This window comes from Microbulbifer sp. TB1203, assembly GCF_030997045.1.
In the GTDB taxonomy this organism is placed as follows: Bacteria; Pseudomonadota; Gammaproteobacteria; order Pseudomonadales; family Cellvibrionaceae; genus Microbulbifer.
Genome location: NZ_CP116899.1, coordinates 298,944 through 311,165, shown reverse-complemented (window position 1 = coordinate 311,165; position 12,222 = coordinate 298,944). Strand labels below are relative to the sequence as shown.

At 62.5% G+C, this 12,222-nt stretch carries 9 protein-coding genes and 1 other RNA gene; all 10 read right to left on the bottom strand.

Features of this window, described 5'->3' with window-relative positions; genetic code table 11:
- Nucleotides 1–84: 84 nt before the first annotated feature.
- Complete coding sequence (gene mraY, locus PP263_RS01260) at nucleotides 85–1,170, bottom strand: phospho-N-acetylmuramoyl-pentapeptide-transferase (RefSeq protein ID WP_183455763.1); 1,086 nt, start codon at nucleotides 1,168–1,170, stop codon at nucleotides 85–87.
- An 11-nt stretch (nucleotides 1,171–1,181) separates the two neighbouring features.
- Entirely contained in the window at nucleotides 1,182–2,555 is a 1,374-nt protein-coding gene (gene murF / locus PP263_RS01255; RefSeq protein WP_308366568.1) for a UDP-N-acetylmuramoyl-tripeptide--D-alanyl-D-alanine ligase, read from the bottom strand.
- Nucleotides 2,552–4,054 carry a UDP-N-acetylmuramoyl-L-alanyl-D-glutamate--2,6-diaminopimelate ligase gene (locus PP263_RS01250; RefSeq protein ID WP_308366567.1) on the bottom strand — a complete coding sequence of 501 codons (1,503 nt, stop codon included), beginning with the start codon at nucleotides 4,052–4,054 and terminating at the stop codon, nucleotides 2,552–2,554. Before PP263_RS01250 ends, murF begins: the two co-directional genes overlap by 4 nt.
- The gene (locus PP263_RS01245; protein WP_308366566.1) at nucleotides 4,051–5,811 is read right to left on the bottom strand and encodes a penicillin-binding transpeptidase domain-containing protein; all 1,761 of its coding nucleotides are present in this window, start codon (nucleotides 5,809–5,811) and stop codon (nucleotides 4,051–4,053) included. Before PP263_RS01245 ends, PP263_RS01250 begins: the two co-directional genes overlap by 4 nt.
- 7 nt (nucleotides 5,812–5,818) lie before the next feature.
- Nucleotides 5,819–6,100, bottom strand: coding sequence for a cell division protein FtsL (gene ftsL / locus PP263_RS01240; protein ID WP_308366565.1), 282 nt, complete (start codon nucleotides 6,098–6,100; stop codon nucleotides 5,819–5,821).
- Nucleotides 6,097–7,038, bottom strand: coding sequence for a 16S rRNA (cytosine(1402)-N(4))-methyltransferase RsmH (rsmH, locus tag PP263_RS01235; protein WP_308366564.1), 942 nt, complete (start codon nucleotides 7,036–7,038; stop codon nucleotides 6,097–6,099). Before rsmH ends, ftsL begins: the two co-directional genes overlap by 4 nt.
- Before the next feature lie 218 nt (nucleotides 7,039–7,256).
- On the bottom strand, nucleotides 7,257–7,700 hold the full coding sequence (gene mraZ / locus PP263_RS01230; RefSeq protein WP_183455753.1) for a division/cell wall cluster transcriptional repressor MraZ: 444 nt from the start codon (nucleotides 7,698–7,700) through the stop codon (nucleotides 7,257–7,259).
- Nucleotides 7,701–8,261: 561 nt separating this feature from the next.
- A complete protein-coding gene (locus PP263_RS01225) occupies nucleotides 8,262–9,458 on the bottom strand; it encodes a heparan-alpha-glucosaminide N-acetyltransferase domain-containing protein (RefSeq protein WP_308366563.1) in 1,197 nt (398 codons plus the stop codon).
- 22 nt (nucleotides 9,459–9,480) lie between these two features.
- On the bottom strand, nucleotides 9,481–11,607 hold the full coding sequence (locus tag PP263_RS01220; protein ID WP_308366562.1) for a TonB-dependent siderophore receptor: 2,127 nt from the start codon (nucleotides 11,605–11,607) through the stop codon (nucleotides 9,481–9,483).
- A gap of 184 nt (nucleotides 11,608–11,791) precedes the next feature.
- An RNA gene (gene rnpB, locus PP263_RS01215) (RNase P RNA component class A) lies at nucleotides 11,792–12,160 on the bottom strand.
- Nucleotides 12,161–12,222: the final 62 nt, after the last annotated feature.

The following is a 12,222-nucleotide window of genomic DNA, read 5'->3' as shown; positions in this document are numbered from 1 at the left end:
GATCACTGTGTTTGGTGCGCACGGCGCACCCTACTTTCCAATCTCTGTAGAAGCCCGCCTGCAAGCAGGCTCCGGTCCAGGGAACTAGCGCAATTTCAACGTCGCCAGCCCCGCCAGTACCAAAATGACGGTGATAATCCAGAAGCGCACGATCACCCGGGGTTCCGGCCAGCCTTTCAGTTCAAAATGGTGGTGCAGCGGCGCCATGCGGAAAATGCGTTTGCCGGTCAGTTTGAACGACGCCACCTGCAGGATCACCGACACCGTCTCCATCACGAAGACGCCGCCCATGATGAACAGCACGATTTCATGACGGGTGATCACCGCGATAATCCCCAGCGCCGCGCCCAGCGCCAGCGCGCCCACATCCCCCATAAACACCTGGGCCGGATAGGTGTTGAACCAGAGGAAACCCAGCCCGGCGCCTCCCAGCGCCGCGCAGAAGACCGCGAGCTCGCCGGCGCCGGTAATCGAGGGGATATGCAGATAATTGGCAAATTCCACGTGACCCGCGAGATAGGCGATGACGCCCAGGGCACCGCCCACCATCACCGTGGGCATGATCGCCAGGCCGTCCAGGCCGTCGGTCAGGTTGACGGCGTTGCTCGAACCCACCACCACGAAATAAGTGAGCAGGATGAAAGACACCGGCCCCAGGTTGATTGCCACATCCTTGAAGAAAGGGAAGAAAAACTGGGTTTCCGCCGGGCTGGTGGCACTCATATAGAGATATACCGCCGCACCAAGGCCGGCGATGGACTGCCAGAAATACTTCCAGCGTGCGATCAGCCCGCGGGGATTTTTCTCCACAACTTTTTTATAGTCATCCACGAAACCTACAGCGCCGAAAACAAAAGTGACCAGCAACACCACCCACACATAACGGTTACCCAGGTCGGACCACAGCAGCGCGGAGGAAAAAATCGCCGCGAGAATCAGGGCGCCACCCATGGTCGGGGTACCGGATTTGCTCAGGTGCGTCTGCGGGCCGTCGTCGCGCACCGCCTGCCCCACCTGCAGCCGATTCAGCCAGGTGATCATGCGCGGGCCCACCACCAGGGAAATCCCCAGCGCGGTAAGCGCGCCAAAAATCGCGCGCACCGTGAGGTAATTGAACACCGAAAAGGCGCTCACATATTGTTGTAGAATTTCTGCCAGCCAGAGCAGCATCTCTTATCCTCTCAATCGTTCCCGGGCTCGGTCAGCGCCTGCACTACCAGCTCCATACGGGCACTGCGGGAACCTTTCACCAGCACCGTGGTGTCGTTATTCAGTTCATGGGAAAGCGCGGCGATCAACGGTGCTCTATCCCGGTAGTTGTGCAGCGGCCTCTGCCGCCCGGCACAGAAAGTGACGCTGGCCGCCGCGCTCAGCGACCCGAGGGTAAACAGGGTGTCGATACCGCGCTCCCGCGCCAGCTCTCCGACCTGCCTGTGCATGGCGTCCGCGTCCGGGCCCAGTTCCGCCATGTCGCCGAGCACCAGGATTTTTTTTCCGGGGCGCTGGGCCAGCAGTTCGATGGCCGCGGCCACGGAACCGGGATTGGCGTTATAGCTGTCGTCGATCACCGTCGCGCCCTGAAGCCCTTCGTGGGTCTGCATGCGGCCGGCCACGCCGCCCAGTTGGCTGAGACCGCTGGCAATTTCCGCGGCGGGTACTCCGGCGGCAAAGGCGCAGCCGGCGGCCACCAGGGCGTTGTGCACGTTGTGCTCGCCGAGCAGCTGCAGCCGCACCGGGTGCGCCAGGCCCTCCACCACCAGATCGAAAGCGGCGCAGCCGCGGGCGTCCAGTTCGATATTGTCGGCGTGAATCCCACAGTCGTGACCCAGGCCCACATCCAGGGTTTGGATGCCCTCGGGCATCTGGCCGCGCCAGTAATCCGCATAGCTGTCGTCGTCGTTGACCACTGCGGTGCCGCCGCTTTCCAGGCCGGTGTAGATCTGTCCCTTGGCCGCGGCGATGGCGTCCACCGAACCGAAGCCCTCCACATGTGCGGGCTTTACGTTGTTCACCGCGCTGACCTGCGGTTTGCCGATACCGCACAAATAGCCGATTTCGTCCGGACCGCTGGCACCCATCTCGAGGATCAGCACATCGTGGTCGGGACGCAGGCCGAACAGGGTCATCGGCAGACCAAACTGGTTGTTCAGGTTGCCGCGGGTCACACAGGCGTTGTGGCGCTGGGCAAAAATCGCCGCGAGCATTTCCTTGACCGTGGTCTTGCCGCAGGAGCCGGTGATCGCGATCACGCGTCCTTTGAATTGCTCCCGGCAAAGCCGGCCTATCCAGCCCAGGGCGACGGTGGTGTCCTCCACTATCCACTGGGGCAGTGCACTGCCGGGAATCTCCCGTTCCACCACCAGGCCCAGCACCCGCTCTTCCAGGTCGCCGACAAAGTCGTGGGCGTCGAAGTTCTCTCCCTTCAGGGCCACGAACAGCGCCCGCTCATCCAGCTTGCGCGTATCTGTGCACACGCGATCGAACTGCACCGAACCGTTGACCAGTTCGCCGCCGAAACGGTCTTGCAGTTGTTGCAGGGTGAGCGGGTTGATCACTCTGTGGCTCCTATCTGGCCGGCGGTGCGCTCACGCAGGACCGCGGCGGCCTGTTCGCGGTCGCAGAAATGAATTTTCTCCCCGCCGATAATCTGGTAGTTCTCGTGGCCCTTGCCGGCGATCAACACTATGTCGCCGGGCTGCGCCTCGCGCACGGCGCGGGCAATAGCCGCGCCGCGGTCGATTTCCACTTCCATATTGCTGGCCGCGCCCTCGAGAATATCGTCGATGATTTTTTGCGGGTCCTCGCTGCGCGGGTTGTCGCTGGTGGCGATGGCGCGGTCGGCCATTTCCGAGGCGATGCGGCCCATGGGTGCGCGCTTGCCGGTGTCGCGGTCGCCGCCGCAGCCGAATACGCACCAGAGCCTGCCGCGGCAGTAAGGGCGCGCCGCCGCCAGGGCCGCGCGCAGGGCCTCCGGGGTGTGGGCGTAGTCCACCAGCACGGTAACCTCGTCCGCGCTCTCCACCTGTACCCGCTCCATGCGCCCGGGCACTGCGCGGATATGGGGAAAGGCCGAGAGAATATCGTCGAACGGCATTCCCCCTGCGGCCGCAGCGGCCACCACCGCCAGCGCATTGTGAATATTGAAATCTCCGATCAGCGGCGCCACCAGTTCGCCGCTGCCCCAGGGGCTGGCGAGCTGTACCGAAAACCCGCTGTCCAGGCGGCGCAGGTCGGTGGCGTGCAGGTCGCCCGCCTGCAGGCCGTAAGTCACCACCTTCAGGTTGCGCAGCCTGCAGCGCTCCGCCAGCTGCGCGCCGAAGGGGTCGTCCAGGTTGATGATCCCGCGCTTGAGCTTGGGCAGGCCGAACAGTTTTTCCTTGGCGGCGCCGTAGGCGGCCATGGTGCCGTGGTAGTCCAGGTGATCCCGGGACAGGTTGGTGAAAATCGCGGTGTCGAAAGTGAGCCCGTGTACCCGGCCCTGGGCCAGTGAGTGGGAGGACACTTCCATGGCCGCGGCGCGCACGCCGCGATCGCGAAATTCCGCATATTCCGCCTGCAGGTGTACCGGGTCCGGGGTGGTGAGGCCAGTTTCCTGCAGCTCTATATCGCCGTCCTTCCACACGCCGTTGCCGATGGTGCCCATCACTGCGGCGCTGCCGAAATGCCGCGCCAGCAGTTGGGAAGTGAGGTAGGCACAGGTGGATTTGCCGTTGGTACCGGTCACCCCCACCAGGTGGATGGACTCCGTAGGGTGATCGTAAAAACGCGCGGCGATTTCCCCCACGCGCTTGGCCAGGCCCGGCACGCAGACCACTTCCACCCCGTTGCGGGTTTCGCTGCCCAGCTTGTCGCCGTCCGCCAGCACCGCGCCGGCGCCGGCCGCTATTGCCGCATCGATATAGTCGCGACCGTCCACCAGGGTGCCGCGCAGGGCCATAAACAGTTCGCCGGCGTGCACCTTGCGGCTGTCCAGCGCCACTCCGGTCACCGGGATATCGGGGATGCCCGCGTAGCCGGGCACCAGCTGCAACAGGGAAACCTTGTGCTGACTCACGATTTCGTACCTCTCAATTCCAATCGCCTGGCCAATTGCTGTTCCGGCGACGCCACTTCGGCGGGCGGCACCTGCAGCAGGCGCATCGCACCGGCCATCACCGCGCCGAACACCGGGGCGGCCACTTCGCCGCCGTAGTATTTGGCGTGCTTGGGATCGTCGATCACCACCACCGCGGCCAGGCGCGGCCTGTCCGCGGGGATAAAACCGGCAAATACCGAGCGGTAACGGTTGTCCACGTAACCCTGGCTGCCCACCTTATGCACCGTGCCGGTCTTTCCCGCCACCCGGTAGCCCTCGACAGCCGCGTGCTTGCCGGTGCCCCGGGGGCCGATTACGGTCTCAAGCATCGCGGTCACCTGCCGCGCCAGGGGTTCCTCCACCACCCGTTCGGCTTCGTCGGCTTTTTTGTCTTCCGATAAAACCAGCGAAACCGGGCGCTTGAGCCCGGCATTGGCCACCACGCTGTAGGCGTGGGCCAGTTGCACCGCGTTCACCGTCATGCCGTAGCCGAAGGCGAAATTGGCCCGCTCGATCGGGTGCCAGCGGCTACGGCTGGGCAGTATGCCCGCCACCTCCCCGGGGAAACCGCTGCCCACCGCCTCCCCCAGGCCCAGGCGGTAAAAGAGTTCGCGCAGTACGTTTGGTTCCAGATCCATGGCAACTTTGGTGATACCCACCTGGCTGGACTTGGTGATCACACCGGTCAGGTCCAGTTGGCCGTAGTTCACCGGGTCCACCAGGGTCTTGCCCGGCAGACGGATATAGCCGGGGCTGGTGTCGATCGGCGTGTGCGACTGGTAGCGCCCGCTCTCCAGCGCCGCCAGCGCGGTGAGCGGCTTGATGGTGGAGCCCGGTTCGAACTGGTCGATCAGCGCGCGGTTGCGCATGGCCGCCGCCGGGGTGCCCTCGCGGTTGTTGGGGTTGAAGGAGGGCTGGCTGGCCATGGCCAGCACGTCTCCGCTGCGGGTGTCCAGAATCACCATAAGGCCGGAGCTGGCCTCGTTTTCGGCCACTGTGCGCTTGAGTTCGCGGTAGGCCAGGTACTGCAGGCGCATGTCGATGGACAGGCGCAGGTCGCGGCCGGGGCGCGCCTCCCGCTCGGTGGCCAGGTCCTGCACCGTGCGGCCTTTCAGGTCCTTGACCACCTGCTGGCGGCCGGGTTCGCCGGAGAGCCATTGGTCGTAGGCCAGTTCCAACCCCTCCTGGCCGCGGTCGTCGATATTGGTAAAGCCGAGCAACTGGGCCACCACCTCGCCGGCCGGATAGAACCGGCGGTATTCCTTTTTGCTGTAGACGCCGGCAATGTCCAGGGACAGGGCCCTGCCCGCCTGGTCCGGCGACAGGTGGCGGCGCAGGTACATGAACTCCTTGTTGCGGTATTTTTCCAGGCGTTTGGCCAGGTCCGCCGGTTTCATCTCCAGGGCTGCGGCGAGGCGGCGCAGTTCGTCGGCGCCGGCTTCGCGCAGCAGCTCGGGGTTGGCCCAGAGGCTGTGCACCGGGGTGCTCACCGCGAGCAGTTCGCCATTGCGATCGAGGATGGCGCCGCGGTAGGCGGCGATCTCTTCGCTGCGAATGGTGCGCGCGCGCCCCTGGTCCTGCAGGAAGCGGTAGCCGCGCTCCTCCTCCGGCAGTACCTGCAAGCGTGCGAGGTGCAGGACCAGGGCCAGGGCAAGCAGGCACAGCAGGACCGCCACCAGCGCAAAGCGCCAGCGGGCGATACCCGGTTGTGGTTGCTGCTTTTTCACCGCGCCCATTTGCTCTCTAGTCCTCGGCCTTTTTAATCAATACCCGCTCCTCGGGAGCCGGCACGTGCATATTCAGTTTTTCCCGCGCCACCTGTTCGATACGGTTGTAGGCGGACCAGGCGCCGCGCTCCAGCAGCAGGCGCTCCTGTTCGTAGCGCAGCTCATCGCGGGTGTGCTGCGCTTCCACCAGCTCCGCAGTGAGTGCGCGGCTGCGGTGGGTGCTGTAAACCACCGCCAGCGAGGAGGTGATGGCGGCCAGCCATAGCGCGGCCACCACCAGTATCCTCTTCCCGCTCACGGCAGTTTCTCTCCACCCAATCTTTCGGCCACCCGCATTACCGCACTGCGCGAGCGCAGGTTTTCATCCACTTCACCGGCTTCGGCGCGGACCGCTTTGCCCATGGAGCGCAGTTTCCTTGCGATCTGCTTGTCCATCACCGGCAGGCCGCGGGGCAGTTTCGGCCCGCGCTCCTGGTCGCGGATAAAGCGCTTTACCAGCCGGTCTTCCAGCGAGTGGAAGCTGATCACTACCAGCCGCCCGCCGGGGGCGAGCAGTTGCAGGGATTTTTCCAGCGCCTGCTCCAGGTCTTCCAGCTCTCCATTGATATGGATACGGATCGCCTGGAACACCCGCGTCGCCGGGTGCTTGCCTTTTTCCCAGGCGGGGTTGGCTGCCTTGACCACTTCCGCCAGGTCCAGGGTGCGCCGGAAGGGCTTTTCTGCCCGGCGCCGCACTATGGCTGCGGCCATCCGCCGGGCGAAGCGCTCTTCGCCGTATTCCCTGAAGACCCGCGCCAATTCGGCTTCCGACTCGCTGTTGACCCATTCCGCGGCGCTGATGCCGCGGCTGGTGTCCATGCGCATATCCAGCGGGCCGTCCTGCATAAAGCTGAAGCCCCGCTCGGCCTGGTCCAGCTGGGGTGAGGACACGCCCAGGTCGAGCAGGATGCCGCTGACTTCTCCGCGATGTTCTTCGGCCGCCTCGTCCATTGTGGCGAAGGAGCCGTGCCAGATGGTGAAGCGCCTGTCATCGGCAAAGCGTTCGCCGGCGTAGGCCACCGCCTGGGGGTCCTTGTCGATACCCAGCAGGCGCCCCTCGCTGTTCAGCCGCTGCAGGATCGCCGCGCTGTGTCCGCCGCGACCGAAAGTGCCGTCTATATAAAAGCCGCCCGGGTCGGTGACCAGGGCGTCCACGGCTTCGCGCAATAGCACGCTGCGGTGCAGTTCTTGCGACAAACAGCTTTTCTCCTATCTATATATATCGGGCTTCCGGGCAGCCCTGCTACCGGGGGCTGTTTGCGGGACACGGGCTAGGCGCCCCCCTTAAATACGTCCCTGTACGCTCTCCACGGCCATCCATGGCCGCAGAAGGTCCCGCAAACAGCCCCCGGCATCAGGGCCTTCGCATCACGCTTGCCTACTCGTTTCGGGTTCCGAGTCTCGAGTCCACAACCTCACAAAGAGAGCGACGCCATCTCTTCCGGCATCTCGCCCTCTCCCTCACTGCTGTCGAGCCAGTCCATCCAGCGGTCCTCGCTCCACAGCTCCAGTTTCTTGCCCTGCCCCACCAGCATCAGTTTCTTTTCCAGGCCGGCGTATTCGCGCAGGGTCGGCGGAATCAGTACGCGGCCATTGCCGTCCACCTGCAGCTCGCAGGCGTAGCCGATCAGCAATCGCTGGGCGCGGCGCGCCACTTTGTTGAAGCTGGACAGGGCCTCGATTTTGGGCAGGATCTCCTGCCACTGGGGCTCCGGGTACACCAGCAGGCAGCGCTCTTCGGTATGGGCGGTGACCACCAGGCGGCCGGCACAATCTTCCAGCAGCGAGTCGCGGACCCGCGCCGGAATGGCCAGACGCCCTTTGGCGTCCATATTGATTGCGTGGCTGCCCAGATACACTTTTTGTCCAAGCCTGCTGTTCAAATACCCGTGGGTGCATTGTTGTGTGGTCGTGGGTTTGCGCGTTTTTCATCCACATACTGGTGAATACCCACTTACAAACTCAAATAAACCACCAAACTCCACAAATTTCCACTTTTTTCCACTTGCGACACTATAAATCTGGTCTGCGCAAAGTCAAGGAAATCAACGGCAAAATGCCGCGAAATCCCAGTAATTTCGCGGCCTGCAGGGGGTAACCGGTGAGTTGGCAGAGGGTTTTCGGCACCGCAATTGCGCCGTGAAGCAAGCACTTACTTATTCAAGATGAGATATTACTTTAACTTCGGCCTCGATGGGATTGAATCCGCATCTGTTAGCAAACACTAACAGAGTATTGACCGAGTGGCGGGAAATTCAACGACCAGGGGAAAGGGCGCGGGCGGGAATGCTTTTCCCGCCAGGTTCATTTCGGCAGCGGAACGGAGGGGAAGGAACCGCCCGCCGGTCAACTATGGTGCAAGATTGATGGACAGACTCCGGAAGCTGACCGCTGCCCCAAACGGGGCGCGGCCGCACCCGTCAGAGGTATTTGGCCCAGGCGCGGTTGGTGCCGTGCTTGAACCGGGCGAAGGCCCGAGTGGGGAAATAGAGCAGCGCCGACAGCAGTCCCGCGATCAGCCAGATCCACCAGAGGTGGTCGACACCGAAGCCTTCGCCATGGTTGGGGCCGAAAATCGCCAGCAGGATCTCGTAGCCGACCAGCAGGACGTAGAGGTGCAGGATGTAGAAAAACATCGGCACGGAACCGAAGGTCTCCAATATATCGGGCATTCTGCCGCTGCGGTTTTCGAACCACGCCAGCAGCAAAAACATCGCGCCCAGCGTCATCAACAGGAACGACAGCGACGGCGGGTATTTGGTGAAATTGACAAAGGACATCAATGTCTGCAGCGCAGTCTGCCCCTCAACCCAGGGAAGCGTTTCGCCATAGAGATTAAAACCGCGCAGCACCAGCAACAGCGCCAGACAGCCAAGTCCCAATGCCAGCAGCATTTTCCGACGGTGCACAGACTCCACTGCACGCGCGTAGAGTGGACCGGCAAAATATCCCAGCAGAATGACGCCAATCCAGGGCAGCACCGGATAGCTGATCTTGATGCGCAGGGTTTCGCTGTCCAGCAGGAAGCCGCGATCGTGGAGTATGGTCCAGAGGCTGTAGCCGAATTCGCCGGGAGAAAAACTGATCGGGGTCAACAGGTTGTGGCCGAAAACGATCAGGAAACCCAGCGCGCCGATTATCCAGTAGCGCAGTTTTACCAGCAGGGAGAGCGCGATCATGCTCAGGCCAATGGCCCAGATAACCTGCAGCCACAGGGTTTGATAGCTGCCAAGCCAGGAAAAATTGATCAGCGCCACCTCGAGGAACAATAGAAAAATTCCGCGCTTGAACAGAAAAGCGCTCGGCGAGCGGAACCCTCCTCTCGCCGGATGGGCGTACAGCCAGGCGGACAGTCCGGCCAGAAATATAAAAGTGGGCGCGCAGAAGTGGGCCGACCAGCGGGTAAAAAAAAGGCCGGGCGAGGTGCTGCTCACATCCATCGGATCGGAAACCTGCATATGCAGGTAGAGCCTTTCCCGCACGTGGTCGACCAGCATCAGCAGGATCACCAACCCACGCATAATATCGATCGACGCGATACGCGACCTGGTGGCAGTTTCCTCCGAAACCGCGGTGGCTGAAGTAAAAGCTGGCACTGTCGTAGATGTGCTGTTCATAGAATTGACGCTCCCTATCGCATTACAGACTGTAACGCATGCCCAGGGTATAAGTAAGCGGGGCGCCGGGCATGGTCCACCATTTGTGATAGGAACTGCTGTAGTACCGCTCGTTCAGAAGGTTGTCGATATTCGCAAAAAATTTCAGCTTGCCGACCGGCGAATAGGAGGCGAACAGGTTCACCAGGGTGTACTCCGGCAGAATATAGTCGGGGTCGATGGTTTCCCCCAGCCGCTCGCCCACATAGTTGACCCCCAGTCCCAGCATTGCCGGAGCGCCGCCGATTTCAAAATCCCGCGCGAGCGACAGGCTGCCGCTGTGCTCGGGAATATTGATCAGGCGGCTGCCTGCGGGTATGTCTACAATCCAGTCGCGATCAGTTACGTCCCTGCCGGTCTCGGCGTCCACATAGGCGTAGGTGAATTGCAGGCGCAGGTTTTCGGCGACTTCCCCGGACAGGTCGAATTCCACACCGCGGCTCTCCGCCTCGCCCAATGCGGCGGAGCCGCCGTTGACCAAGTCCGCGGTGAGCACATTGGATTTCTCCGCCCTGAACACCGCCAGGGTTCCCGCCAGGCGGCCGTCCTCCGTGGACATTTTGATACCGGCTTCATAGGACTTGCTTTCCTCCGGATCGAACGCCTCCCCGGAGAAATCGGAGCCGGTATTCGGCCTGAAGCCCTCCGCGTAGCTGGCGTAGAGCGACAGGTTGGGCGTCGCCTCGTACACCAGCCCGGCGCGCGGGCTGGTGGCGGTCTGGGATTCTGAGCTGCGGGTGCCCGCCAGGCGGTTGGTGATCTGCTGGTCGAAATCGTCGTAGCGCACCCCCAGCAGCATCTTCCACTGCTCCCCCAGGTCGATCTGGTCCTGAACATAAACACCCTGGGCGCTCTGCTCTTCGAACTTGTCGACCTGCGGCGTCGGCACCGGCTGCTCGCCGCCATAGACCGGATCGAAGATATCGATGGAATAAGTCGGGTCCATGGAGGCGAAGCCCACCCGCCAGCGGTGCTGGACGGTGCCCAGCTCGAACTCGTAGGCATCCACCCCCACCAGCAGGTGGTGGGTGAAACCGCCAGTGTCAAAGGAGCCGGTCAGTTCCACGCGGCCGGACAGGTCCTCCGCGTCGTAATCCCGGTAGCGGCGCTGCCGGGTCAATGTCCTGCCGTCCTCCAGCAGCAACTGCCGTCCGGCGGAGAGTTCGGCGTCGGCGGAGTACCCCTCGAAGGAAGACTCCCGGTAACCAGGCCCCGCCAGCAGCAACCAGCCGCTGTCCAACTGGTGCTGCAACACCACTTGGTGGCCGGTTGCCTCTATTTCCATGGGCCCGTTCTGCGGGTCGCCGAGAAACCGGCTCACCGGCAGCACATCCGGGTCGCCGTCGATGGCGACTATGCCGCGGTCGAACAGGGCCTCCTGCTCCACCAGTTCCAGTTCGTACGACAGGGATGTGCCGTCGGAGAGGTTGAACAGCAGCGAGGGATTCAACGCGTACTTCTGCGGCTCGGTATTCCTGTAGCCCTGGGCTTCGTCGTAGGCGCCGTTGACCCGAAAGGCGATACTGTCCGTCAGCGCCCCGGTGTAGTCCCCTTCCAACCGATAGGAGTCGTAGCGCCCGGCCGAGACCTGGACATAGCCATCGGTTTCAAACTGAGGCTTCTTTGTGACCAGGTTGATGGTTCCGCCCGGTTCGCTGCGCCCATACAGCGCGGAACCGGGTCCTTTCATCACCTCGATGCGATCAATATTGGAGATATCCCGGAGGCCGCTAAAGCCCCGGCCGGCATTGAAGCCATTGATCAGGTATCCGGAGGGTACATTTTCGTCACCGGCAAAGCCGCGGACGGCGAAGCTGTCCCAGAGCCCGCCAAAATTATTCTGGCGCGCCACGCCGCTGGCGAAATCCAGCGCGCCCTGAAACTCCACAACGCCCATTTCGGCGAGCGAATCACCGGAGAGAACCTGTATCGCCTGCGGCAGGGATTCCAGCGGAGTATCGCCGCGGTAGGGCTGCTTCTGGGAGACCACTACCACCTCTTCCAATTCCTGCTGGGAATAATCACCAGCCAGGAGGGAAGGGCTTCCCAATAGAAAAATGACGCCTGCGAAGATCGGATGTCGGGAAGGCAGCTTCGGTTTTGTTTTCATAATCAAGTCTTAGTTATGATGCATCATATCATTCTATGGTCCGCAGAGACTCCGATCAACAGTTGGGTCGCAGGGGTAAGAAAAGAAAAATTTCAGTCTTTCCGGAAGGTGGGAGATAAAACAAAGGGGGTAAAGAGCGAAAAGGGTTCCCCTCCGCGACTGACTCGCGGAGGGGAAGCTGAAATTGTCGAGCTGGCCTGTAAGCCGGGTTCTGTCGAGGACAATCATTCATCTGGGATGTGTGTCGCCACACACCTCAAGCGACCTACCCGCCCCCAGTGCGGGTCACACCTGTAGGGGGCCTATTTGGTCTTGCTCCGGACGGGGTTTACCATCGCCACAGACTGTTGCCAGCTGCGCGGTGCGCTCTTACCGCACCGTTTCACCCTTACCTGTGCCCGCTTTCGCGGGCCATCGGCGGTCTACCTTTCTGCTGCACTTTCCGTAGGCTCGCGCCTCCCAGGCGTTACCTGGCGTCCCACCCTATGGAGCCCGGACTTTCCTCCACCGCCCCACCCGAAAGCAGAGCGACAGCGATTGTCCGGCCAGCTCGCGGCGAAGGGTAATGTGGCGGGAGGGGGGATGCAAGGGATATCGGGACTCGGGACTCGGGAC

Excerpts from the sequence above, each read along its gene's own strand:
- mraY (WP_183455763.1), bottom strand. The coding sequence starts at position 1,170 with ATGCTGCTCTGGCTGGCAGAAATTCTACAACAATATGTGAGCGCCTTT.
- PP263_RS01245 (WP_308366566.1), bottom strand. The coding sequence starts at position 5,811 with ATGGGCGCGGTGAAAAAGCAGCAACCACAACCGGGTATCGCCCGCTGG.
- PP263_RS01225 (WP_308366563.1), bottom strand. The coding sequence starts at position 9,458 with ATGAACAGCACATCTACGACAGTGCCAGCTTTTACTTCAGCCACCGCG.
- PP263_RS01220 (WP_308366562.1), bottom strand. The coding sequence starts at position 11,607 with ATGAAAACAAAACCGAAGCTGCCTTCCCGACATCCGATCTTCGCAGGC.